This is a genomic window from Cryobacterium tagatosivorans, assembly GCF_004402215.1.
Taxonomy (GTDB): Bacteria; Actinomycetota; Actinomycetes; order Actinomycetales; family Microbacteriaceae; genus Cryobacterium; species Cryobacterium tagatosivorans.
Genome location: NZ_SOEZ01000036.1, coordinates 19,248 through 44,302 on the forward strand (window position 1 = coordinate 19,248; position 25,055 = coordinate 44,302).

The window sequence follows — 25,055 nt, forward strand, 5'->3', positions numbered from 1 at the left end:
CCCGGTGCCACCAGAGCACGCGACCGTGAAGCCGGCGCCGAACCTCCCGCAGCAGCCTGCGGGAGGTTCGGCGCGCGGCCGCGGTGCGGCCGGGCCCGGCAGGCGCGGACGCGTTCCGAAACGCCGTCCCCCGCTGGCGATCGTCCTGATCGCCGTCGCCGTCTCGCTGCTCGGCCTCCTGCCGCTGGGCTACGTGGTCGTCACCGCTGCCCTCACCGGCTGGACGGAACTCTCCGGCCTCGTGTTCCGACCGCGCGTCGGCGAGCTGCTCGTGAACACGATCGGCCTCGTCGTCGTCACGGTCCCGATCTGCGCCGTCGTCGGGGTGCTCGCCGCGTGGCTGGTCGAGCGCACGACCATCCCCGGCGCCCGGGTCTTCGCGGTGCTCCTGGCCGCCCCGCTCGCCGTGCCCGCGTTCGTCAACAGCTATGGCTGGGTCAGCGCCATCCCCTCGCTCAACGGGCTCTGGTCGGGCGTGCTCATCGCCAGCCTCTCCTACTTCCCGCTGGTCTACCTGCCCTGCGCCGCCGCGCTCCGGCGCCTCGACTTCACCGTGGAAGAGGCGGCCGCGTCGCTCGGCACCGGTCCCTGGCGGGTCTTCTTCCGCGTCGTCCTGCCGCAGCTGCGGCTGCCGCTGCTCGGCGGCTCCCTGCTTGTCGGGCTGCACCTGCTCGCCGAGTACGGCGCATTCGCGATGATCCGGTTCGACACCTTCACGACGGCCATCGTCGACCAGTACCGCTCGACCTTCAATGGGCCGGCGGCGACCGCCCTCGCCGGGGTTCTCGTGCTGTGCTGCCTGTTCCTGCTCGTCGGCGAGTCGGCCGGCCGCGGGCGCGCCCGCTACGCGCGGATCGGCTCCGGCGTGGCGCGGGCCGCCCGCCGGCGCCCGCTCGGCGCGCTCACGCCCCTCGGCTGGGCCTTCCTCGCCGGGGTGTTCGTGCTGTCCATCGGGGTGCCGTTCTGGAGCGTGCTGCGCTGGATCGTCGCCGGCGGGGCGGCGGCCTGGGCCGACGGCGTCGTGGTGTCGGCGCTCGCTCAGACCGTGCTGTACGGCGCGATCGGCGCGGCCGTCACCTGCGGGCTGGCGTTTCCGATCGCGTTCCTCGCGATCCGTTTTCCGAGCCGGATGGCCCGCGCCCTCGAGTCGATCAACTACGTCACCAGTTCCCTGCCCGGGATCGTGACGGCGCTCGCGCTCGTGACCGTCAGCATCCGTCTCGTCCAACCCCTCTACCAAACGGCGGTGCTCGTAATCGTGGCCTACCTGCTCATGTTCCTCCCGCGAGCCCTGGTGAACCTTCGCGCGGGGCTCGCGCAGGTTCCCCCCGGCCTCGAGGAGGCCGCTCGCTCGCTCGGCCGCCCGCCGGCCGCCGCGTTCCTGGGCGTGACCGCCCGGTTCATCGCGCCGTCTGCCCTGGCCGGCGCCGCCCTCGTCTTCCTCGGAATCGTCAACGAACTCACGGCCACGCTCCTGCTCGCGCCCAACGGCACCCGCACGCTCGCCATCCAATTCTGGTCACAGGTGAATGACATCAATTATGCCGGCGCGGCACCCTACGCACTGCTCATGATCGCCCTCTCCCTCCCGGTGACGTACCTGCTCTTCGCGAAGTCCCGGCTGGTGAGCGCCCCGTGAGCGCGATCGAACTGGACGGCGTCAGCAAGAGCTTCCTGCAGATCGCCGTGCTGCGCGAGATCGAGCTGTCGGTGCCGGAGGGCAGCCGAACGGTCGTCGTCGGCTCGTCGGGCTCCGGCAAGACCACACTGCTCCGGCTGATCAGCGGCTTTGATTTCCCGGATGCCGGCACCATCACGGTCAGCGGCCGCCGGGTCGCCGGCGTGGGCGCGGCGGTTCCAGCCCACCAGCGGGGAATCGGAGTCGTCGCCCAGGACGGTGCGTTGTTCCCGCACCTCACCGTCGGCGAGAACATCGCGTTCGGCCTGGGCATCCGCAAGAGCGGGGGACGCGCGAGCGCCGTGCGGAAGCTCCTCAACATGGTGTCCCTCGACGCGGACTTCGCCCCGCGCCGGCCCGACGAGCTCTCCGGCGGGCAGCAGCAGCGCGTCGCGCTCGCCCGGGCGCTCGCCCGGCGCCCGAAGGTCATGCTCCTCGACGAGCCGTTCTCGGCGCTCGACGCCGGCCTGCGCGCGGCCACCCGCGAGGTCGTCGCCGACACGCTCGCGCGCGAGGGCGTCACGACCGTGCTCGTCACGCACGACCAGGCGGAGGCGCTGTCCTTCGCCGACCAGCTCGCCGTGCTCCGGGAGGGTCGCCTCACGCAGGTTGGCTCGCCGCGCGAGCTCTATGCCAGGCCGGTCGACCTGTTCACCGCGCGGTTCCTCGGCGATGCCGTCGTGCTCGACGCCACGGTCGAGGGCGAACTCGCCCGCTGCGCCCTCGGCGCTGTGCCCATCGTTCCCACGCCGATTCGCGGCGACGCGTCGATCATGTTCCGCCCGGAGCAGCTCGCGGTCGGCCCGGCCGAGGCAGACGGATGCGCCGGACGGGTCGAGGCGGTCGAGTTCTACGGCTCAGAGGTGCTGCTCACCATCCGCCTCGAGGGCGCGGGCGACGCGACGGCCGCGGACGGCGTCATCCGCGTGCGCCAGCGCGGCACGAGCAACGCCGTGGTCGGCAGCCGGGTCGGCGTCACGGCGATCGGGCCGGCCATCGCCTACCCGCGCGAGCCCGTTTCGGCGCCCTGACCCGGTTGTTAGCGACGTCGTCGTGCTCGGCGCAGTGGCCGCGGTGATCCGGTCGCGCTGCGGCTATGCGCCGCCCAGGCCCTCGCCGACGACGAACAGGGTGAAGAACAGGGCAAAGGGCACCGTCACGCAGAGCGCGATGATGTTCAGCACCGAGCGCTCACGCAACGGCCAGACGCACAACACGTTCAGCACGGCCGCCGCGTCAATCAGGACGGTTCCGATCGCCGGCATCACCCACGAGTCGGTGACCGGATAGGTTTCGCCGAAAATCGTCGTGATCAGGGGCAGGATCAGCCACGACGCCAGGCCGATGACCGACAGCACGATGGCCCACCAGCCAATCGGCGTGCGTGGACGCGTGCGCAGCCACACGCCGGTGCCGCGTGAGGTGGGTCCAGGGCCGGGTGCGTTGACGGGTGTCGACACGTGGACCGCCTTTCCTCCGTGGGCTGCCGCGCCGGGCGGGACGTCACCCTTCGCTGGCGGTGATCGTCTCCTCGGGATACGCCCGTGCGCCCCTGGTCGCGCGCTGGACGAACGCGCCGATCAGCTCGCGGGTCAACCGAGCAGCTCGGGCCGCTTCCACGCCGCCCCGTGAACGTGCTGGTCGAGGAAGGCGAACACCGTCTCGTACCAGACCACGGCGTGCTGCGGCTTCAGCACCCAGTGGTTCTCGTCGGGGAAATAGAGGAACTTGTGCCGGGTGCTCCCGTCGGGCTCAGCGTGGTGCTCGGCGAGCTCTGACCACAGCCGCAGGCTCTCGCCGATCGGCACCCGGTAGTCGTTGTCGCCGTGGATCACGAGCATCGGCGTCACGATGTCGCGCACGCTGTGGTGCGGCGAGTTGTCGATCATCCCCTGCGCGGAGGAGATCTGCTGCCAGTAGTGCGAGCTGTCGGTCGTGCCGTTGAACTGGTCGAGTGCCCACACGCTCGCGTGGCTGACGATCGCGCGGAACCGGTCGGTGTGCCCCGCGATCCAGTTCGCCATGTACCCGCCGAACGAGCCCCCCATCGCGGCCGTCTTCGTGCCGTCGATGTCGGCGCGAGCCTCCGCGGCATCCGTGATCGCCAGGAGGTCGGTGTACGGCTTGGCGCCCCAGGCATCCCAGCCGCGGGCGATGAACTCGAGACCGTAGCCGGTCGACAGGGCCGGGTCGGGCAGCAGCACCGCGTAGCCGCGGGCCACGGCCAGCAGCGGGCTCCAGCGCCAGCTCCAGGCGTTCCAGCTGTTCAGCGGCCCGCCGTGGATCCAGAGCAGCAGCGGCGCCGGATGCTCGGCCGAGGCCCCGTCGGGCAGCAGCAGCCAGGCGCGCACCCGCGCGCCGTCCTCGGCCCGTGTCTCGATCTCGGTGACCCTGCCGGGGGCGGGCGGCGGTGTCGTCGGCGTCGCGAGCACGGTGACCTCGCCCGACCGGCCGATCCGCACCGGATGCGACGGCGCCAGCCACGAGGACCGCAGCGCCACGAGGTCGCCGGTTGCCGCGTCGACGGCCACATCGGTGTAGCTGAACTGGTCGGTCGTGACCTGCTGCACGGCCGACCCGTCGAGCGGGACGCGGAACACGGGGCCGCGGCCGTCGTGATCGGCGGTGACGATGAGCGACCGGTCGTCCGCGTCGAAGACCAGGCTCGAGGCCCAGCGGTCCCAGCCCACGGCGACGCGGCGGGGCCGGCCGCCGTCGATGTCGGCGACCCAGAGCTCCTGGTCGGCGGGTCCGTCGGGGGTGCTGTCCTCGGCGCGGACGAACGCCAGGCGGCTGCCGTCGTGGCTGACCGCCGGGGCCGCGAAGTCCACGTGCTCTTCGTCGAAGAGCACGGTCTGCACGCCGGTTTCCAGGTCGATCGACACGAGGACGGCACGGCCGGAGCGCTGTTCCTGCGCTCGCAGCGCGGCGATCAGGGTGCGGCCGTCGGGCGTGAGGGCCTGCCCGGCGGTGTCGCCCGAGCGGCCGGGGCCGGGAGTGAGGTCCCGGGGGCGGGGGAGGTCGGCCGGGTAGGGAGCGGGAGCATCCGCTCTCTTGTCCGAGCCGGCCGCGTCGGGGGCCGTGGCGGCCAGGACGTCCTCGAGCGCCGACAGGTCGAGTGAGAAGAGGTGCGGCTCGGCCGGGCCGAGGTCCTCGTCCCAGTACCGCACCGGGTAGCTCTCGTGCAGGATGGCGGCGACCTTCTTGTCCTTGCGCAGGCCGCGCGCCGTGGCGTCGGCCTCGAGGTCGGCCGCACTGACGAGCAGGTTCGCGGCGATCACGATCGTGTCCGACCGGGCGGCCGTGGCGGCGATGCCGGACACGCCGCCGGCCAGCCGGGTGACCGCGCGGGCCTCGCCGCCGCCGGCGGGGAGCAGCCAGAGCTGGGCGGCCTCGGTGTCCTTCTCGGCGTCGGCGTCGGGCCGCCCCGAGACGAAGAGGATGTCTCCGGACCCGGTGAACGCGACGCCGGATTCTCCCTTGGCCGAACGCGTCAGCCGGGTGGGCACGCCCGAGCCGTCGGCGGCTGCGGACCAGAGTGCGCGGTCATAGCTGGTGCGGTCCCGGGAGAGCGTGGCGACGGTGAGAACGACCCGTCGGCCGTCCGGCGAGAGCGCGAGGCCTTCCACCCGGGGGAGCGCGATGTAGTCATCGAGGGTGGAAAACGGCGAGAGCTCGGACTGCGTTGTCATGGCCCCACGCTAGCGGGTGGGCCCAAGATCGCCCCCGTTCGGGGCTCATGCCTGTGAGCGAGCCGGGTGTACGTTGTGCGCATCAAACCGCACCGCAACGCAGTGAAGGGACCGAATCATGTCCGCATTCAGCCTTGCTCGTCGCACAGATGACCCCGTCCGCTACCTCTCCGCAGCCCGACGTGATGCCTACGAAGCCGAGGTCCGCGACTACAAAGCCGCGGTCGTTCGGCATCAGGTCCAGAACGATCTCCGCACCCGCGGCGTGCTCCGCAAGGACGCCACGGAAACGGATCTCGGCGAGCAGCCGGTCGCCCCCGCTGCACCGAAACCGACGCTGGAAGAACTGTTCGTCAAGTACCTGTCCGCGCTGTCCGACTGGATCCCCGCAGAGGCCGCCGTCCTCTACGCCGCTGCGGTCGCTTTCGCCCAGCCCGCAGTGAGTTCGGGCGCAAACCCCGTCATCTCCGCCCGGCTGTGGGTGGTCGCCGCCGCGCTCGCGGTCCTGCTCCAGGCCTTCACCTGCTACCGGGCCAGGAACACGACCAGGATTCTCCTGACGAGAGCCCTCCTGAGCGGCGTCGCCTTCGCCATCTGGTCGGCTACTGTCCCGCTGTCGGCGTGGAACAAGTTTGCCTGGTTCGACCTGAGCGACGCCGTGGTCCTGCTGGCCTTGATCGCCGCGGCGATCGTCTTCACCTTCATCGCGGAGCTTGCTACCAGGTCCGACACGGCGGCCGACCAGGCCCCCGCGCCGGTACCCGAGCCGCAGCCCGCCCCATAGGGGGCGGGCTGCGGCCTGGGGCGTGTCTCCGAATTCGGTGGTGCGGGCAGGATGCGCGGGCTGTACGCCGCTACGCGGGCGATGCGCCACGCGCGCAGCGGCGTATCGCACGCGTAGCTCAAAATCACCGGGGCGCGAAGGCGAGCAGCTCGTGATCGCGGGAGCGCGTGAGGGCGCTGGCGACCCGGGTGGCGCCCCTGGTGGCGACCCGCCCGGGGGTGTCGCGAACGAGCCGGTGGACGGTTCCCATTATCCCCGCGAGCGCCAGGATTCCCAGGGCGATGAGCATGATCATGATGTTGCCTTCAGGAAGTCGGTGATTTCCTCGGCCATGACCGCGGACTGGGTCCAGTGCAGGTAGTGGTCGCCCTTGAGCAGGACGATCTTGTGCTGCCGAACGTTCTCGAGCTGGCGTTCGTGGTCCCCAACCCAGCCGGGTATCGTGTCGATCGACTCCTGGGCGAGGAAGTCGAGCACCGGGATGCCATCGGGGTAGCTGAGCCCCTGGAGTTTCCAAGCGTTGTTGCCCATCTCGAGCCCTTCGTCGGTGAGGGCCGGGTTGGCGAAGTTCCAGCTCGACATCAGGCGCAGCCGTTCGCGCTCGCTGGCCGTGTAGGCGTCGCCGGCCGGTTCGGCGAGGCTGGGGGCGATCGAGTCGGCCAGGCGGACGAGGCCGGTGACCGAGGGGATCCGCGACCAGGGGATGCCTCCCTTCGAGCCCTTCGATTCGCCGGCCGCCCGCTGATCGGCCTTGCCGGAGGGCATGGTCGGGTCGATCCCGATGACCGCGGACACTTCCTCCGGGTAGGCATTGGCGTAGTAGAGCGTGTAGAAACCCGAGATGGAGTGCCCCGCCAGGACGTAGGGCTCGGCAACGCCAATCCTGGCGAGCGCCTCGTGGATTTCGGCCGTGATGTTCTCCACGGTCCGGGCGGGGGCGGTCATGTCGCTGTAGCCGTAGCCGAAGCCCTCGACGACGATGGTCTTGCGGTCGCCGAGTGCCCGGATCAGCGGGGCAAAATCGAGAGCGGGCGCCGCCGTGCCGAGCCCGCTGAGCAGCACGATCGGCGGGCCGACTGTGCCCGTTTGGTAGACGTTGAGCGAGCCGCCGCTGACCTTGACCCGTTCGCCGTAGGGGGCGATGCTCGCCCGTTCGGCGGATTCGAGGGTCAGGTTGACCGTTGTGGACGCAAGCGCGAGCCCCAGTGCGGACAGCGCGACGATTCCGGTGATCCGAAGCCGCCGGGTCCAGCGCCGGCGGCTCTTGCCTGGAGCGGGCTGGTCCGGGGCCGCAGCCGCTCGGGCGGGGGTGCGAGGGTGGTCGAGCATGGTCGGTCTCCTTACTGGAAGCGGGGCGGCGGTCAGGTTGACGCCGCCGACGTCAGAAATCAAACACTTATGTTTGACTTTGATATCCGTAACCTATACATAGATGTTTGAGATAGCAAGGGGTCGACGATGGAATCTCAGACGGCAAATCCGCGATTCCGAAGCATCCCCGCCGGCTGAGGCGAACTGAAGGCGTTCGGAGTCAGGTCAGGCTTCGCCTTCCGGCTGCAGGGTGCCGCGCGCGGTGAGGCGGAGCGGGATGGGATCGCAGATCACGCCGGCGAAGGCGCCACCGGCGTCCGAATCGACGAACCCCAGGAGGACGAGGTCGCCCCGCGACTTCCGAACGACCCGGCCGGCGTAGATCCCGGGTGCGTGGATGGGTTCGGCGCGGTCGAAGTGGAAGGGACCGAGCGGCCCATCGGCGGGCGCCGTGTACGTGCCCGTGACTGCCGGAACGCCCTCGGCGATGACGTCGGAAGCGGCGGCGCAGAAGACCAGCAGATGACGGCCCCGGGCCTGCAGGACCTGCATGACTTCGATCTGGCCGAACCCGGAGCTGCTGCTCAGCGGGCGGGCGACCTCCCAGGCCAGGAGGTCGGGCGATATGCAGTGGCCCACCGACCCGTGCGCCGAGCCGTCGGTTGCCGGTTCGCGAGCGGTGACGAGCATGTGCCAGAGCCCGTCTTCCCGGAAAACCCACGGATCGCGCCACGGCTCGTCGAACGATGGCGGTCGGGCGGCGGTCGAATACCAGCGGTCGTCGGCCGTTGTGACCGGCGCGTTCGAGACCCGGTCCCACGAGAGGAGGTCCACGGATGTGGCGTGGCCGACCCGCTGAATTTTCGTTCGGCTGCGCTTTTCCACCCCGGTGTAGAAGAGGTGCCACACGCCGGCGTGCCGAACGATGCTTCCGGTCCAGACGGCCAGGTCATCGAAGTCACCGTCCGCACCGGGGCCCAGCGCGTCCGGCAGCGCCGTCCACTCGGCCAGGTCCGATGAGACGGAGTGTCCGATCCGCGCATTCGCGTGGCGGAGGTCCGGGTCGCCGAGCGCGGTGGGCGCCTTCAGGTAGAAGGCGTGCCAGGAGCCGGCGTGCTCGATGTACCAGGAATCCCAGATCCAGAAGCCGTCTATCGCAATCACAACGCCCACATCCTCGAAGCTCCTGGAGCCTTTGAGCCGATCGGCCCCCGATCGCTGCTGAGTACTTGCTTCATCATTGAAAATAATACAGCGCCGACCGGGTCAATTGTCGAGTCCCCGCGCGGTTGTCACGGAATGATTGCTCAGCTATTGACTTACATACTTGCAACATGAAAGTATCTCTCTCGACAAGGAAGTTGGAGGAGGTAGATCGATGACGATTACCGCAGACCGGGAAGCAACCTCGCAGGAGGACGTTCCCAGGAAGCCACCGGCGAAAAAGAAAGCCCGCCGGGACTCCCAACTCAAGGCAGCAATACTCTTCCTGATTCCCGCCTCGATCGGCTTCGTCGTTTTTTTCGCTTGGCCGGCCATCCGCGGACTGTACCTCAGCTTCACGGACTACAACCTGCTCCGGCCGTCGACGTTCATCGGCTTCGACAATTATGTGGCCATCTCCACTGACCCGGTGTTCTGGAATTCCCTCAAGGTCACCCTCGAATACGTCGTGATGAACGTCGGGGTGCAGACCGCAGCGGCCCTCGGCCTCGCCGTTCTCATGCAGCGCTTCACCCGCTCGATGGTCGTGCGCGGGGTCATCATGCTCCCGTACCTCATCGCCAACGTCATCGTCGCCCTGGTCTGGTTCTGGCTGTGCGACTACAACCTCGGCATCATCAACGCCGCGCTCGACTTCTTCGGCATCGACAAGGTGGGCTTCTTCGGTAACGAGAACGTGGCCATGGGCACGATCGCGATGGTGAACGTGTGGCGCCACCTGGGCTACACCGCGCTCCTGCTCTTCGCCGGCCTCCAGGCCATCCCGAAGGACGTCTACGAAGCCGCCGAGGTAGACGGCGCCGGCGAATGGCGGGTCTTCCGCAGCGTCACCCTTCCGCTGCTTCGCCCCGTGCTCGCCTTCGTGCTCGTGGTCACCGTGGTCGGTTCGTTCCAGATCTTCGACACGATCGCCGTGACCACCGGCGGCGGTCCGGTGGATGCCACCCGGGCGATCAACTACTACATCTACCAGCGCGCCTTCGAGCGGCTGGACTTCGGTTACGCATCCGCGCTGGCCGTGATCCTCATGATCATCCTCGCCGCGATCGCCTTGTTGCAGAACAAGCTCCTGCGAGCCAACGAATCCGACCTGGAGAGGTAGCACCATGACCATCATCGCCTTCAAGGCCGGCCGCGCCGCCCGGCAGGCATCGAGGGAGGACGACCCGTCCCTCGCCAAATCGAAGGTAGCGAAGTTCTTCGGTCGCCTCGCCCTGGTCATCGTGATCCTGATCACGTTGTTCCCGATCTACTGGATGTTCCGCACGGCCTTCAGCAACAACCGCGCCATGTTCGCGGAGCCGCTCAGCCTCCTGCCGGTCGACTTCACCTGGGGTCCGCTCAAGCGGGTTCTCGGCCTCGCCACAACCGAGGAGGCCCTCGCGGAGGGCGGGTCGGGCGCATCCATCAACTTCGCGCAGTACATGCTCAATTCGATCGCCGCCTGCACCCTGATCACGGTGTTCCAGGTCACGTTCAGCTCGATGGCCGCCTACGCCTTCGCGCTGCTCAACTGGAAGGGACGCGACAAGGTCTTCAGCATCTTCCTCATCGCGCTCATGGTCCCCGGCATCTTCACCCTGCTGCCCAACTTCATCCTCGTGAAGGACCTCGGGCTGCTGAACTCGATCCTCGGGATCGCGCTGCCGACCATGTTCATGACGCCGTTCGCGATCTTCTTCCTCCGGCAGTTCTTCCTCGGGATCAATCGCAGCATCATCGAGGCGGCCGTCATCGACGGGGCGAACCAGTGGCGGATCTTCCGCACGATCGTGGTGCCCCTCGCCTGGCCACAGATCATCACGCTGGCCATCCTGCAGTTCATCCAGTACTGGAACGACTACCTCTGGCCGTTCCTGGTCGGGCAGAGCGAGCAGTCCAAGCTCCTCACCGTCGGCCTCGGAATCTTCAAGTCCCAGACCCCGCAGGGAAACCCCGACTGGGCCGGACTGATGGCCGGCGCCCTCATCGCCGCCGTGCCGATCTTCATCCTGATGCTCGTGTTCGGTCGCAAGATCGTCGGCTCGATCCAGTCGTCCGGCGTGAAATAACCCCGTGAATATCCCCACGATCTTCGCTCACAGTGGAGCGAACTGCGGCGCCGCCTCGGTGCCTGCAAACACCCAACACCAAGAGAAAGAGAAACGACCATGAAGATGAACCGAGTGGCGATCCTAACCCTCGCCGCGATTCCTCTCGTGCTGACCGGCTGCTCCGCGTCCTCCGCGGAGTCGGCCTCAGGAACCACCCTGACCTACGGCCTCTGGGACGCGAACCAGGCTCCCGCCTACAAGCAGTGCGCCACCGATTTCCACAAGGCGAACCCCGACATCACCGTCAAGGTAGAGCAGCTCGGCTGGGACGACTACTGGAACAAGATCAACACCGGCTTCGTCTCGGGCGAAAACTATGACGTTTTCACGAGCCACCTGGCCAACTTCCCCGAGTTCATGCTGAACAAGCAGATCCTTCCGCTCGACGACTACATCAAAGCCGATGGCGTCGACCTGAAGGCGTACCAGCCGGGCCTCGCCGACCTGTGGAAGGGCACCGACGACAAGCAGTACGGTCTGCCCAAGGACTTCGACACGATCGCGATGTTCTACAACAAGCAGCTCACTGACGCCGCCGGCCTCACCGCCGACCAGCTGTCCACCCTCGACTGGAACCCGGACGACGGCGGCACCTACGAGGCGGCCATCGCGCACCTCACGGTCGACAAGAACGGCGTCCGCGGCGACGAAGCAGGCTTCGACAAGAAGAACGTCGCCACCTACGGCCTCTGGATGGAGAACTCGGGCGGCAGCGACGGCCAGACCCAGTGGAGCTTCCTCGCCCACACCACCGGATGGGAAGAAACCAACGGCGCCTGGGGCGACGAGTACAACTTCGACGACCCCAGGTTCCAGTCCACTATCGACTGGTGGTACTCGCTGGTGGAGAAGGGCTACATGCCCTCGTTCGAGGCCCAGACCGGCATCGGCTGGTCCGACCAGCTCACTGCCGGCAAGGTGGCCATGGCCAGCAACGGCTCGTGGATGACCGGTGCCGTGTTCGGCGCCAAGAGCGACACGTTCACGCCCGCCATCGCCCCGACCCCGACCGGGCCGAGCGGCAAGCGTGCGTCGATGTTCAACGGTCTCGCCGACAACATCGCGGCCGGCACCAAGCACCCGGACGAGGCGTGGCAGTGGGTCAAGTACCTGGGTTCGATCGACTGCCAGTCGGTCGTGGCAGAGGCCGCCGTCGTCTTCCCCGCCATCCCCGCAGCCACGGACGCCGCCATTGCGGCGTTCAAGGCCAAGGACATCGACGTGAGCGCCTTCACCACGCAGGTCGAGGACAAGACGACGTTCCTCTACTCCATCACCGACCACCGCTCGGATGTCGCCGCTCTCGTGACTCCGGTCATGGAATCCATCATGTCCGGCAAGGCCACGGCCAGTTCGCTCACCGCCGTGAACAAGCAGGTCAACGCCCTCTTCAAGTAACACAACGTCAGAACCAGCCGACCGGTTGGGCGCGGGCCGCAAGAAAGCGTCCCGCGTCCACCCGGTCGGCATCACCCCCCTATCTCGAGGAAAACAAAGACCGTGACCCAGCAAGACACTCTCATCCCCCAGGACACCCTGATCGAACTCGTCTCCGACGGGGTCTCCTTCCAGGTGGATGTGTCATCGGGCACACCGGCCGTCGTCTACTGGGGCCCCGACCTCGGGCCGTCCAATCGGAACACCGACCTCGCTGCCCTGACGGGCGATGGCGTCCCACAGTCCAATATCGACGAACCGCAGGTCCCCGGGGTCTGGCGGGAGAACGCCCGCGGATTCCTCGGACGACCGGCGATTCTGGGGCACCGGGACGGCGGGGACTGGTCGCAGCTCTTCACCATCACGAAGCTTGAATCGTCCGGAACGACACTCCTCGTCGAATCCGTGGATGCGACGGCGGGCCTTGGCGTGTCCGTGTGCTTCCAGATGCAGCCGGCCGGCGTCGTCCTGATCTCCCAGACCGTGACCAATGTCGGTCTCGATCCATTCGACCTCGGCGAACTGACCACCTGGCTGCCGCTGCCCGACCACGCCGTCGAGACGATGGACTTCACCGGCCGGTGGTTGAAGGAACGCCAGCCCCAACGCCGCCCGATCCAGACGGGAACCTGGGCCCGCGAGGAACGCGAGGGGCGCTCCAGCCACGATTACACGGTTGTGCAGCTCGCGCTGACCGAGGGCGCCGGATATCAAGACGGTTCCGTCTGGAGTACCGGTCTGCTGTGGAGCGGCAACACCCGGCACCTGGTCGAACGGCTGCCATCCGGACACACCTCGATCGGCGCCGGAGAACTCCTGCTTCCGGGCGAATCCATCCTCAGCGCGGGCGAAACCTATGCGGCGCCCACCGTCGCGGCAACCTTCTCCGCGACCGGCATCGACGGCATGACCGACCGGCTCTACCGGTGGCTGCGGTCCCGCCCGGAGCACCCCTCAACCGCCCGCCCCCTCACGCTCAACGTCTGGGAGGCCGTCTACTTCGATCACGGCCTCACCAGGCTCGGTGAGCTCGTCGACGCGGCCGGCGAGATCGGCGTCGAACGATTCGTGCTCGACGACGGCTGGTTCCTCGGCCGCCGCAACGACTCCGCCGGCCTGGGCGACTGGGTCGTCGACCCGGCCGTCTGGCCTCACGGCCTGAACCCGCTGATCGATCGGGTGAAGGCGGCGGGCATGCAGTTCGGACTCTGGTTCGAGGGCGAGATGGTCAACGTCGATTCCGACCTCTACCGGGCGCATCCGGAGTGGATCTTCCAGGCCGGAGGTCGCGTCCCCCCGGAGGCCAGGCGCCAGCAGGTCCTCGACCTCGGGCACGAAGGCGCCTACACCCACGTGCTCGGCCAGGTCGACGCGGTGCTCTCCGAGTACGACATCGCCTACATCAAGTGGGACCACAATCGGGTGCTCACCGAGGCGGCTCACTTCGGTGGCGCCGGCGTTCGGCGGCAGACGGCTGCCATCTATCGCCTCTTCGACGAGTTGAAGCGGCGTCACCCGGGCCTGGAAATCGAATCGTGCTCCTCGGGCGGCGGGCGCGTCGACCTGGGAATGGCGGCCCACGCCGACCGGTTTTGGACCTCCGACTGCAACGACGCCCTGGAACGCCAGCACATCCAGCGCTACACGCAATTCGCGATCCCGCCCGAGCTCCTTGGAACTCACATTGGACCCACCCGTTCGCACACGACGGGCCGGGTGCACAGCCTGGCCTTCCGGGCGATTACCGCGCTCTTCGGGCACGCCGGGATCGAATGGGACGTCACAGAGACAACCACAGTGGAGCGGCTGGAGCTCGCATCGTGGGCCGCGTATTACAAGAGGAAGCGGGCTCTGCTGCACTCCGGGCGGGTTGTTCGCGTCGCGCAGCCGGACGAGTCATCGTTCGTGCACGGTGTGATCGCCCACGATCGATCGGAGGCGGTGTTCGCCTACGTGCAGCTATCGGCCGCCGGCGGGAGCAGCCCGTCACGGTTCCTGCTGCCGGGGCTCGACCCGGACGCCCTCTACCGCGTGCGCATCGTGGAGTCGGCCGGTGCGGCCCACACGCTGCAGCAGCGGGCCCCGGCCTGGACGGCGGGAATCGAGGCGAGCGGCCTTGGCCTGGCGCAGATCGGGCTGCGGCCGCCGATCCTGCTGCCGGAGAACGCTATCCTGATCGAACTCGAACGCCTGTAGATCGGAGCAAAACGCATGGTTCTCCTCGAGGCAGTCGAACCACGGTTTCGCGCGCCCTCGAGCGAACTGGCGAGGGAAGTGCTCATCCACGGGCCCATCCTTCGCAGCGACCTCGCCAGTCGTCTCGGACTCTCCCTGGCGACTCTCACCCGGCTGACCAGGCCGCTGCTCGATCGGGGACTCCTGATGGAGCTGCCCGAGGAGCTCGACGGCGGGATGGGCCGGCCGGCGAAACCCCTCGACGTGCGTGCGGACGCGGGACAGTTCATCGGAATCAAGCTCACCGGGGACGCCGCGTTCGCCGTGACCACGGACCTGAAGGCCGCCGAAGGACGACGCGCCGAGCGGCCGCTGCCGAGTCACGACGTCGCCGACGTCGTCGACGTCATTGCCGACCTGGTCCGCGAACTGGCCAATCACCAGGACGTCCTGGCGATCGGCATCAGCGTCGGAGGTGTCGTCTCCAACCAGCGAGTGGTCGAGCGCGCCTCGTTCCTGGGTTGGAGCTCCGTGCGTCTCGCGGATCACGTCGAGGAGAAACTGGGAATTCCCGTCATCGTCGAGAACGACGTCGTTGCCCTGACGGCTGCGGAGCACTGGTTCGGGCTGGGCCGCGGGCTCTCGAACTTCGCCGTGATCACCATCGGCGCCGGCGTCGGGTACGGCCTCGTCATGTACGACCACGTTGTCAGCACCGCGGACACCGGGCGCGGCCGCGGTTTTCACTTCCCCCTTGATGCCGCCGGGCCGTTGTGTCCCGTCGGCCACCGCGGGTGTTCCACCGCAATGTTGACGATCCCCAGTATCCGGGCGCAGGTTGAGGTGGCACTCGGCGCGCCGGCCACCTACGCGGAGATCCTGCGGATGGCTCGAGAAGACAATCCGGTTGCCCGCCAGGTCGTCCACGCTGCAGGCGCGGCGCTCGGCCACCTGATCGCCGCGGTCGCCAACCTGGCAATGGTCGAGCATGTGGTGCTGGGCGGCGAGGGCCTGGGGGTGCTCTCCATCGCCGGGGACGACATGCGGGCAGCCATCCGCGCCGACCGGGACCCGGAGGCCGCCGAGATCACCCTGCTCATCGACGAGGACGGTTTCATCTCCTGGGCACGCGCCGCCGCCGCCATCGCCATCCAGCGGACCCTGGATACGCTGGCCACCACCCCCTGAGTCCGAGCCGCCGGAGCGCGCTCAGCGCGGGCCGTCGATGGTGATCACGACACTGCCGATCTTCTGTCCGGTCTCGACATGCGTGTAGGCCTCGACGATCCGGTCCAGGGGATACGTTCGGCCGATGAGCGGCTTGAATTGCCCGGACTCGATCAGTGCCTTCAGGTGCTCCACCATCTCCCGGTCATGTTTCGGGATGGGGAACAAGACCTTCCTGCCGCGATGCAGCGGAGCGATCATGGCCAGGAACGGATTCTGCGCCCGGGGGCCCAGCTCCGTGGAGATGTAGATCCCGCCCGGCTTCAGGAGTCGCTTGCACTGGCCGAAGGAACTCTTGCCGACCGCATCGAGCACCACGTCGTAGCGCTGTTCGTCCCGCGTGAAATCCACGGCCGTGTAGTCGATGACCCGGTCGGCGCCGAGGCCCCTGACCAGTTCCACTGTTTCCGTCCCGCAAACGGCCGTGACGGTCGCACCGACACCCTTCAGCAGCTGGACGGCCGCGGAGCCTATGGCTCCGGATGCGCCGTTGACGAGGACATCCTGCCCGCTCCGGATCTTCGCCCCCCGGATCTGGGCGAGGGCGTAGTGCGAGCCCTCGGTGCTCGGCGCCGCCTCGTGAAAGGTCAGGTTCGCCGGCATGGTCGCGAGCGAGCCGTCCTCGCGAATCGACAGGTATTCGGCATGCGCGCCGAACGGGCCCTCGTTGTACCCGAACACCCTGTCGCCGGCCGAGAAGAACGTGACGCCGCTCCCGACCGCCTCGACCACTCCCGCAAACTCACTCCCGAGGACGGTCGCCCGTGGCCCGAGAAGGCCGGTGAAGAGTCTCATGAAGAAGGGCCTGGCTGCCCGGCAGGCGCAGTCCGTCCGGTTGACCGTCGTCGCGTGGACCTGGACGAGCACCTCGTTGTCCCCGGGTGTCTGTTTGCTCACCTCTCGGATCCGGACGACGTCCGGCGGGCCGTACCGTGTGTGAACCGCTGCCCTCATGGTTGGACACTACCGCTCGTCAGGCGCTCTGGGGGCTGGGCGCGCCCCGGCGAACCCTGGCCCGCAGGCATCGCTCGGGCGATCCGACGACTCTGAGTCGAACGCCTGCGTCGCAACGCCTTAGTCCGCTTGTTCCAGTCGTAGGTCGAGGGCGTCGGCGATGCGGGTTCGGGATTTGGTGGTGTAGCGCCATTTGCCGCCGCCGGGGTCGAGCCAGGGTGGTGCCTTGATCTGTGGGACGCCGCGGAGCATGCGGATCTTCCAGCCCGAGGTCTCGATCGTGCGGTGGTGGAACCAGCAGAGCAGGACCCCGTTGTCGGTGTGGGTGTCGCCGCCCCAGGCGTCGGGGATGACGTGGTGGATTTCGCTCCAGCTGGCCGGGATCTGGCAGCCCGGGATGATGCAGCCGCCGTCCCGGGCGGAGATCGCCCGGCGCTGCTCCCGGTTGAAGCAGCGGTCGGCCACTCCGAGCGAACAGATCGCGTTTTCGTCGCCGAAGACCACGGGCTTGATGCCGCCGGTGCAGACCTTCTGCCGCACTGCCCGCATCGGCAGCGGCGCCTCGACCCCGTCGATCCAGCCCACACCCTGTTCCTTCTGCAGGTCTTGCTGGCGGACGGTGACGAGGACGGTGGGGGCGGCGCCGCCGATGCTGGGGGCCTCGGCGCTGCGCGCCGCGACGTCGAGGATGACGGCGAGCACGTCGTGCCGCTGCTGGTCGTAGGTGCGGTCGTCGCGCTCCAGCACCGACTGTTCGAGCTGCTCGGGGGTGAGGAAGGCGACCGGGGCGGTCTTCGGGGAGAGGTAGGCGTCGAAGAGGCGTTGCAGCTGGCCGCCGATCTCGGGCAGCAGCCGTCCGGAGACCGGGATCGTTCCGCCGTGTTCACGGCCGAGGCGGAGTCCGCGTTCCTGGAAGGCGCGCTCGTCGTCGGGACGGGCGCCGTCGGGATCGAGCACCGGCTTCCAGACGGAGGCCTGCAGCCGGATTTCATCAGCGGGGGCCGGCACGGCGGTGTCGATGCTCTGGCCGGTCGCCGCGGCGACGAGTTCGGTTTCGGCCAGCTGGACGTTCTGCAGGTCCGCGCGGCGCAGCGTGGGGGAGAGGGAGCCGAGGATCGCTTCGGCGGTGTCGAGGCCGAGCGTGCCGGTGGCCAGTCCGGCCGCGGTTGCCGGGAACCTGGGTGGCAGGGCCTGGCCGGCGATGGAGTAGTCGGTGCGGAGCTGCGCGCCGATCCGCATGCGGCGGTTCGCGGTCGGCCCGGAGACCAGGGTCAGCCGTTGCACGAGTTCGGACGGGGTGCGGCAACCCTTCTTCGCCGAGAGCCGGTCGCTGCCAAGTTCCGGGCGGGAGCGGTCGGCGATCTCGGCGGCCGCGGCGACCCGGAGGGCGTCGACCCGGCGGCCGGCTTCTTCGATCGCCGCGGTCACCATCAGCAGCCCGTCGTCGCCGAGGCCCCGGACGGCCGAGCACCGGAGGGTGTCGCCGATCCGGGCGCTGATCGCCGCAAACGACGCGAGCGCAGCCTTGGCGTCGGCGGGGACCGGTCCGGCGGAGGCCTGAAGCGTTTCGGTGGGGGTGTTCATGCGTCAAGTCTCCGCGGAACCACCGACATTCCTGCCGACAAAGGGCAGGTCAGCCGCATTTTCTGTGGATAACTCCGACGAGGTGCGCCTGTGGAGGAGCAGCAGCCTCGTGACACTGGGCCTAGTGGGGAAAAGGCTCTAGCGGGACGAGGTCGTAACCGTCGCCATCCGCGCCCGGAGTCCCCGCGATGCGTGCTCTGCGCCGGCGGCTCGGGAACTCCACAATGACCATGGCCGCAATCATGAGTGCGCCACCGATGGCAGTTGTGAGCGCCAGGACCTCTTGCCCAACTCCCACCGAGATGACTGCGGTGAAAACGACCTCGAGGGTGAGGATGATGGCCACGCGGGACGGCTCCAGCCGTGCCTGCGCCCAGGTCTGCACGAAGAAGCCGATGACGGTGGCAAACACGGCCGTAACGAGAACCGCCATCCAGACATCCCAGGTGGGAGGACCTTGATATCCATCGGGCAGTGCGCCAATCCAGCAGACCACCGCGACGGCACACAACTGCACGAAGGTGAGCGCATAGGAATCGAAACCCGAGCTGAAGCGACCCAGGCCAACAATGTGGAGGGCGAAGAATACGGCACAAGCGATGCCCCAGATCTGACCCACCTCGATGCTCACACCGGTGATGGAAATAAGGCCCAAACCGATCAGGGCGAGAGCGGCGCCGATGGTCACCTTTCCCCCGATCCGGTGACGGAAGAAGAGCCAGCCGATGACGGGCGTGAGCACCACGTAGGTGCCAGTGAGGAAGCCGGTAATCGCCGCGGTCGTGATCTCCAGGGCGATGGTCTGGGTGACGTAACCCAGGCCCAGCAAGACACCGAGCGAAGCGCCAACCGCCAGCATGCGGCCGGTGAGCGCCGACACCATCTTCGGTTTGATCGCCAGCATGATGAGGGCGGCGATCGTGAATCGGATGGCCAGGAAGTCAAAAAAAGGCTGCTGCTCAATGGCGGGCTTCATGAGGACGAATGCGCTGCCCCACATCGCGGCAACTGCGACCAGCGACCAAACCGCAACCCCGGGCCTCTTCACCTCACAACACTAACGGGGGCGGACCCGCCAGGAAGGCGGGGAGCGAGCTCACCGCATCTCCGGCTGCCAGGGCTACTCGGCGGCGTGCGCCTCGAGGAACTCGTACACCTCGGTGTCGTCGACCCCGGGGAAGGTCCCGGACGGCAGCGGCGAGAGCACGTGGGCGTGCAGGCGCGCGCTCGGCCAGGCCTTGCCGACCCAGCGCGAGGACACCTCGGATGCCGGGCGGCGGCAGCAGGTCTCGTCCGGGCAGCGTGACACGGCCCGCTGGGTGGTCTCCCGTCCGCGGAACCACTTCGCCTGCGCGAAGGGCACACCGACGCTGATCGAGAACTCGCCGGCATCCGTCGCCCCGGTCTGGGTGGCGCACCAGAACGTGCCGGCCGGGGTGTCGGTGTACTGGTAGAACTCGGTGGTGCGGTTGGTGTGGGTGAAGGCGCTCCGGGCGCTCCACTGCTTGCAGACGTACTGGCCCTCGATCGAGCCGGTCACGTCGACCGGCAGCGGGAGGCCGTCGTTCTCGTAGCCCTTCTGCAGGGCGCCGTCGCCGGTGACCCGCAGGAAGTGCAGCGTCATGTCGAGGTGGGATGTCGCCAGGTTGGTCAGCCGGAGGGCCGCCGCCTCGTGCGTCACGCCGAAGGCGTCGCGGAAGTCCTCGACGGCCAGCTCGCGCTCGCGCTTGGCGGTGGAGAGGAAGCTGAGGGATGCCTCGCGCGGCATCAGGGCGGCCGCCGCGAAGTAGTTGATCTGCAGCCGCTGCCAGAGGAACTCCGCGTAGCTGCCGGGCCGCTCGTGGCCGAGCAGCCGGTGCCCCATCGCCTGCAGCGCCATCGAGCGCAGGCCGTGGCCGCCGGGGATCGAGGCCGGCGGCAGGTAGATCCGGTGGTTGACGAGGTCGGTCACCGAACGGGTCGAGTTGGGCAGGTCGTTGACGTAGATGAGGCTGAAGCCGAGCCGCTCCGCCATCACGCTCACCTCCCGGTGGGTCAGCGCGCCCGACACGTGCCCGGACGCCCGCACCTGGTCCTCGGCGAGCTGCTCGATGTCGGGCATGTAGTTGTCGCGGTCGCGCATCAGCTCGCGCAGCTCGGTGTTGGCGCGCCGCGCCTCCTCCGGCGTGGCGATGGCCTCGCTGGCCCGGCGGGCGAGCTCGCGGTGCAGCCCGACCAGCGACTCGACGGCGGCCAGCGGGGTGCCCTTGGTCACCTTGACCTGGGGCAGGCCGAGGGCGCCGTAGAGCGGGTTCTTTTGCGCCCTGGCCAGCTCAATCTCCAGCGCAGCCCGGGTGTTCGGGGCGTCCCGGCTGAGCAGGTCTGCGAGGTCGACGCCGAGGGCTGCGGCGACATCCTGGAGCGTCGACAGCTTGGGCTCGCGCCGACCGTTCTCGATCAGGGAGAGCTGGCTGCCGGCCAGCCCGACCCGGTCGCCGAGCTGGTCGAGGGTGAGCCCGCGCTCGCCACGGAAATGACGGATGCGGTGGCCGAGGGTGATGAGATCGGAGGCTTGCGGCGACATTCCTTAACAATACCGAAAGAATCACGTTTCTTAACGGTGCGTTCTCGTTTTCTATCCGAATTTCTGGCGCACACTGGATGCAGAGGGCAAAGTTTCACGCCCCACCACTTCGCACCCGAGCGAGATTCGACACGAAATCAACGATGAAAGGCCAGGAGATGACCATCGCTAATTTCCCAGTTCAGACCGGCGGAGAACGATCCAGCACGGGCTCGGGCACGACAGACCCCAACCTCCAGTCGTGGGTGGACGAGGTAGCCCGGCTGACCCGGCCCGACGCCATCGTCTGGTGCGACGGCTCGCTGCGCGAAGCCGACGCACTGGCCAAGCAGCTCGTCACCGAGGGCAAGCTCATCCGGCTGAACCCGGAATGGCGCCCCAACAGCTTCCTCGCCCGCACCGCCCCCTCCGACGTCGCCCGCGTCGAGGACCGCACCTTCATCTGCTCCGCCGACCCCGACGACGCCGGCCCCACGAACAACTGGGCCGACCCGGCGCTCATGCGCGACGAACTCAACGTCGTCTTCGCCGGCAGCATGCGCGGCCGCACGATGTACGTCGTGCCGTTCTCGATGGGCCCGCTCGGCGGCCCGATCTCGCAGCTCGGCGTGGAGATCACCGACTCACCCTACGTCGTGCTCAACATGGGCATCATGACCCGCATGGGCGAGAAGGTCCTCCGCCTGATCGAGGGCGGTGCTCGCTGGGTGCAGACCGTGCACAGCGTCGGCTTCCCGCTGATCGAAGAAGACGGCCACAAGCGCGACGACGTGCAGTGGCCCTGCAGCGACCTCAAGTACATCGTCCAGTTCCCGGACACCCGTGAGGTCTGGTCGTACGGTTCGGGTTACGGCGGCAACGCGCTGCTGTCGAAGAAGTCGTTCGCGCTGCGCATCGCATCCGTCATGGCCCGCGACGAGGGCTGGCTCGCCGAGCACATGCTGCTGATCAAGGTCACCTCGCCCGAGGGCGGCGTGTCCCACGTGGCCGCGGCGTTCCCCTCCGCCTGCGGCAAGACGAACCTCTCCATGCTGCGCCCGACCATCCCCGGATGGAAGGTCGAGACCATCGGCGACGACATCGCCTGGCTGCGCCCCGGCCCCGACGGCAAGCTGTACGCGATCAACCCGGAAGCCGGCTTCTTCGGCGTCGCACCGGGCACCGGCGAGATCACCAACCCGACGGCCGTGAACACGGTCTGGGGCAACACGATCTTCACAAACGTGGCGCTGCGCGACGACGGCGACGTCTGGTGGGAGGGCCTGACCGAGACGGCCCCGAGCCACCTCATCGACTGGCAGGGCAAGGACTGGACGCCCGATTCCGGACGTCCGGCCGCGCACCCCAACTCTCGGTTCACCGTCGCAGCCGCGCAGTGCCCGTCCATCTCCGAGGACTGGGAGGCGTTCGGCGGCGTGCCGATCGACGCCATCCTGTTCGGCGGCCGTCGCGCCACCAACGTCCCGCTCGTCGCCCAGGCGCGCAGCTGGAAGCACGGCGTGTTCATGGGCGCCACGATCTCGTCCGAGAAGACCGCGGCCGCCGAAGGCACCGTAGGCGAGCTGCGCCGCGACCCGTTCGCGATGCTCCCGTTCTGCGGCTACAACATGGCCGACTACTGGGCTCACTGGCTCAAGGTCGGCAAGGGACTCGGCGTCAACGCCCCGGCGATCTTCCAGGTCAACTGGTTCCGCAAAGGCGAGGACGGCAGCTTCCTCTGGCCTGGTTTCGGCGAGAACTCGCGGGTGATCGAGTGGATCGTGCGCCGCATCGAGGGCAAGGCGGATGCCGTCGACACCCCGATCGGACTGCTCCCGTCCGAGGACGCGCTCAACCTGGACGGTCTCGACCTGTCCGAGAGCGATGTCGAGCAGCTGTTCCGCATCGACAACGAGTCCTGGATGGAGGAGTGCGACATGACGGAGGAGTACTTCAAGAAGTTCGGCAGCCGCGTTCCCCCGGCACTGCTCGCCGAGCTCGCCAGCGTGCGCTACAACCTGCGCGCGAAGTAGCCACCCGGCGCGTCCCACGCGGCGCAAGCCGCGAAGGCCCCGTGATCGATGATCACGGGGCCTTCTCTCGTCATCCGTCGCGTCATCCGTCCTCTTTCATGCCACCACACTCCGCCGAACTGTGAGTTTGGCACCTTCCCGGGGCCCGGGAAGGTGCCAAACTCACGGTTCGGCGATGCAGGCGCGCGCGAGGTTAGGGGCGGGCGCGCGGTTGGGTGAGAGGGGTCAGACGAGCAGCTGGTGCTTGGCGAGCTCGCGGTAGAGCGGGGTGGACGCGACGAGCTCCGAGTGGGTGCCCGTGCCGACGACCCGGCCGTGGTCGAGGACCACGATCTGGTCGGAATCGACCACCGTGGAGAGCCGGTGCGCGATCACGATCAGGGTGCGGTTGACCGCGACCGCGTCGATCGCCGCGCGCATCTTCTGCTCGTTGACGCCGTCGAGGCTCGAGGTGGATTCGTCGAGCAGCAGGATGGGCGGCGCGGCCAGCAGCGCCCGCGCGATCGCCAGCCGCTGGCGTTCGCCGCCGGAGAGCATGACGCCCGACTCGCCGACCGCCGCGCCGAGCCCGGCCGGGTCACGCTCGAGCACCTCGCCGAGGTTGACGGCGTGCAGCACGGCGATGCACTCCTCGTCGGTGGCGTCCGGCGTCGCGAGGGTGAGGTTGTCGCGCAGCGACCCGGCCAGCACCGGGGCGTCCTGCTCGACGTAGCCGATCTGCGAGCGGAGCGCGGTGCGGTCGAGGGTGCGGATGTCGAGGCCGCCCAGTCGCACGACCCCGGCGGTGGGGTCGTAGAACCGCTCGATCAGGGCGAGGATCGTGCTCTTGCCGGCGCCGGACGGCCCGACGAGGGCGGTGCGCAGCCCGCGCGGGGCGCTGAACGAGACGCCGCGGAGCACCGCGCGCGGGCCGGCCGGTGCCGGGCCCGACGTGTCGGCGCCGTCGGCGGCGGCCAGGTTGGCGTCGATCAGGTCGGGTTCGGCGAAGACCTCGTCGAGCACGGCGGGGGCGATGATCAGGGTTTCGAGCACCGGGGGCACTTCCGCGGCGGCGATCGAGGCTTCGGCGGCGGCCAGCGGCGCGGCCTCGGCCCCGGGCTCGGGCTCCACCCCGGGTTCGGCCGAGCCGGCCGGCGCGGGGGCGACCGTGTAGCCGAAGTGCACGTCCTCGAAGGCGATGGCCGGGGCATCCGGCAGCATCGTCGCGTTGGCGGCGCCGACCGTGATGGCCAGCGGCGCGATGTCGCGGTCGAACTGGTCCTCGGCGGGCAGGTTGATGATCTCCTCGATCCGGCCGAGGGCGCCGAGCGCCGCGTTGACCGAGGTGATCGCGCCGAAGGCCTGGCCGAGCGGCATGATCATCATGAACAGGAAGAGGATGAAGGCGACCAGGTTGGCGACCGTGATTGCGCCGCTGGCGACCCGGAAGCCGCCCACGCCGAGCACGACGAGGAACGACACCTGCATGGCGATGCCCGCGATCGGCACGACCAGGGCGGAGATCTTCGCGACCTTGATGCCCATCCGCCAGGCGCCGCGGGCGTCCTCCTCGACGACGGCGATCTCGCGTTCGGTCGCGTTCGAGGCGCGCACGGTGCGCACGGCGCTGATGGCCCGTTCGACGCTGGCTGCGAGGTCGCCGACCTTGGCCTGCGCGGCGGCGCTGGCGGTGCGGATGCGCTGCGACAGCAGCACAACCGTGACGACAGACGCGGTGATCACGAGCACGGTCAGCCCGAGGAGCACCGGGTCGATGACGAGCATGGCGATGAGCGCGCCGACGAAGGTGAGCGACCCGCCGACGGCCTCGACGAGCCCCTGGGTGAGCACCGCGCGGAGCAGGGTCGTGTCGGAGCCGACCCGGGAGACGAGGTCGCCGGTGCGCCGGGTGTCGAACTCGCTGATCGGGAGCCGGAGCATCCGGCCGATCAGCTTGCGGCGGCTGGAGAGCACGACGCCTTCGCCGGTGCGCTGGAGCAGGTAGTGCTGGTAGCCGCTGATCAGGCCGGAGATGACGACGAGGGCGATGAGGGCCCAGACGAGCGCGCCGAGCGGGTCGCCCTTCTGCACGATGTCGATCACGCGGCTGACCAGCAGCGGCTGCGCGAGGCTGGCCGCGGCGCCGAGAATGCTCAGCACGATGACGAAGCCGAGCACCTTCTTGTGTTCGAACAGGTAGGGGAGGAGCTGGCTGAACGTCGCCCGGGGGCCCTCGGGCGTGCCGCCGCGGCGTCCGAACCGGGATTTGGCCGGGGGACGTTCCGAGGAGGGAAGGGAGGAGGCGGGTGCGGAATCGGCGCTGCGTGTCGTGCTCACCAACC

19 protein-coding genes are annotated in these 25,055 nt (G+C 68.6%); 9 read left to right on the forward strand and 10 right to left on the reverse strand.

The annotated features are described in order from the left end of the window. The first annotated feature begins 4 nt into the window (after positions 1–4). Entirely contained in the window at positions 5–1,639 is a 1,635-nt protein-coding gene (locus E3O23_RS06575; RefSeq protein ID WP_420897641.1) for an ABC transporter permease, read from the forward strand. Then, complete coding sequence (locus tag E3O23_RS06580) at positions 1,636–2,709, forward strand: ABC transporter ATP-binding protein (protein ID WP_134489335.1); 1,074 nt, start codon at positions 1,636–1,638, stop codon at positions 2,707–2,709. Before E3O23_RS06575 ends, E3O23_RS06580 begins: the two co-directional genes overlap by 4 nt. Positions 2,710–2,772: 63 nt before the next feature. Here the strand turns inward: E3O23_RS06580 and E3O23_RS06585 are convergent, their stop codons facing one another. Further along, complete coding sequence (locus tag E3O23_RS06585) at positions 2,773–3,138, reverse strand: hypothetical protein (protein ID WP_134489337.1); 366 nt, start codon at positions 3,136–3,138, stop codon at positions 2,773–2,775. A gap of 132 nt (positions 3,139–3,270) precedes the next feature. After that, complete coding sequence (locus E3O23_RS06590; RefSeq protein ID WP_134489339.1) at positions 3,271–5,370, reverse strand: S9 family peptidase; 2,100 nt, start codon at positions 5,368–5,370, stop codon at positions 3,271–3,273. 118 nt (positions 5,371–5,488) lie between these two features. On the opposite strand from E3O23_RS06590, the gene E3O23_RS06595 reads away from it, so the two are divergent. Further along, positions 5,489–6,154, forward strand: coding sequence for a hypothetical protein (locus E3O23_RS06595; protein WP_134489341.1), 666 nt, complete (start codon positions 5,489–5,491; stop codon positions 6,152–6,154). 124 nt (positions 6,155–6,278) lie between these two features. Here the strand turns inward: E3O23_RS06595 and E3O23_RS18075 are convergent, their stop codons facing one another. From E3O23_RS18075 to E3O23_RS06605, 3 genes are all read right to left on the reverse strand, one after another. Further along, positions 6,279–6,449: a hypothetical protein gene (locus tag E3O23_RS18075; RefSeq protein ID WP_166790431.1), complete on the reverse strand. Its 171-nt coding sequence runs from the start codon at positions 6,447–6,449 to the stop codon at positions 6,279–6,281. Beyond that, positions 6,446–7,546, reverse strand: coding sequence for an alpha/beta hydrolase (locus E3O23_RS06600; RefSeq protein WP_241983360.1), 1,101 nt, complete (start codon positions 7,544–7,546; stop codon positions 6,446–6,448). Before E3O23_RS06600 ends, E3O23_RS18075 begins: the two co-directional genes overlap by 4 nt. A 144-nt stretch (positions 7,547–7,690) precedes the next feature. Next, a complete protein-coding gene (locus E3O23_RS06605; protein ID WP_166790432.1) occupies positions 7,691–8,629 on the reverse strand; it encodes a glycoside hydrolase family protein in 939 nt (312 codons plus the stop codon). 214 nt (positions 8,630–8,843) lie between these two features. Here E3O23_RS06605 and E3O23_RS06610 point away from each other — a divergent pair, with 214 nt between their 5' ends. The 5 genes from E3O23_RS06610 (at position 8,844) to E3O23_RS06630 (ending at position 15,582) form a co-directional block, all read left to right on the forward strand. Then, a complete protein-coding gene (locus E3O23_RS06610) occupies positions 8,844–9,791 on the forward strand; it encodes a carbohydrate ABC transporter permease (RefSeq protein ID WP_134489346.1) in 948 nt (315 codons plus the stop codon). A 4-nt stretch (positions 9,792–9,795) separates the two neighbouring features. Beyond that, positions 9,796–10,740 carry a carbohydrate ABC transporter permease gene (locus E3O23_RS06615; RefSeq protein ID WP_134489348.1) on the forward strand — a complete coding sequence of 315 codons (945 nt, stop codon included), beginning with the start codon at positions 9,796–9,798 and terminating at the stop codon, positions 10,738–10,740. 99 nt (positions 10,741–10,839) lie between these two features. Next, a complete protein-coding gene (locus tag E3O23_RS06620; protein WP_241983361.1) occupies positions 10,840–12,180 on the forward strand; it encodes an ABC transporter substrate-binding protein in 1,341 nt (446 codons plus the stop codon). 102 nt (positions 12,181–12,282) lie between these two features. After that, positions 12,283–14,415, forward strand: a complete 2,133-nt coding sequence (locus E3O23_RS06625) for an alpha-galactosidase (RefSeq protein WP_241983362.1) — start codon at positions 12,283–12,285, stop codon at positions 14,413–14,415. Between the two features lie 15 nt (positions 14,416–14,430). After that, positions 14,431–15,582 carry an ROK family transcriptional regulator gene (locus E3O23_RS06630; RefSeq protein WP_134489350.1) on the forward strand — a complete coding sequence of 384 codons (1,152 nt, stop codon included), beginning with the start codon at positions 14,431–14,433 and terminating at the stop codon, positions 15,580–15,582. A gap of 21 nt (positions 15,583–15,603) precedes the next feature. Here the strand turns inward: E3O23_RS06630 and E3O23_RS06635 are convergent, their stop codons facing one another. The 4 genes from E3O23_RS06635 to E3O23_RS06650 form a co-directional block, all read right to left on the reverse strand. Then, positions 15,604–16,518 carry an NAD(P)-dependent alcohol dehydrogenase gene (locus E3O23_RS06635; protein WP_198415145.1) on the reverse strand — a complete coding sequence of 305 codons (915 nt, stop codon included), beginning with the start codon at positions 16,516–16,518 and terminating at the stop codon, positions 15,604–15,606. Positions 16,519–16,695: 177 nt separating this feature from the next. Further along, on the reverse strand, positions 16,696–18,159 hold the full coding sequence (locus E3O23_RS06640) for an HNH endonuclease signature motif containing protein (protein WP_134489353.1): 1,464 nt from the start codon (positions 18,157–18,159) through the stop codon (positions 16,696–16,698). Between the two features lie 121 nt (positions 18,160–18,280). Then, the gene (locus tag E3O23_RS06645) at positions 18,281–19,207 is read right to left on the reverse strand and encodes a DMT family transporter (protein WP_134489355.1); all 927 of its coding nucleotides are present in this window, start codon (positions 19,205–19,207) and stop codon (positions 18,281–18,283) included. A 72-nt stretch (positions 19,208–19,279) separates the two neighbouring features. Then, positions 19,280–20,722: a helix-turn-helix transcriptional regulator gene (locus E3O23_RS06650; RefSeq protein WP_134489357.1), complete on the reverse strand. Its 1,443-nt coding sequence runs from the start codon at positions 20,720–20,722 to the stop codon at positions 19,280–19,282. Between the two features lie 158 nt (positions 20,723–20,880). Between E3O23_RS06650 and E3O23_RS06655 the strand changes: the two genes are divergently transcribed. Continuing rightward, complete coding sequence (locus E3O23_RS06655) at positions 20,881–22,734, forward strand: phosphoenolpyruvate carboxykinase (GTP) (protein WP_134489359.1); 1,854 nt, start codon at positions 20,881–20,883, stop codon at positions 22,732–22,734. Positions 22,735–22,959: 225 nt separating this feature from the next. Here the strand turns inward: E3O23_RS06655 and E3O23_RS06660 are convergent, their stop codons facing one another. Beyond that, positions 22,960–25,050 carry an ABC transporter ATP-binding protein gene (locus E3O23_RS06660; RefSeq protein ID WP_134489361.1) on the reverse strand — a complete coding sequence of 697 codons (2,091 nt, stop codon included), beginning with the start codon at positions 25,048–25,050 and terminating at the stop codon, positions 22,960–22,962. Between the last annotated feature and the right edge of the window lie 5 nt (positions 25,051–25,055).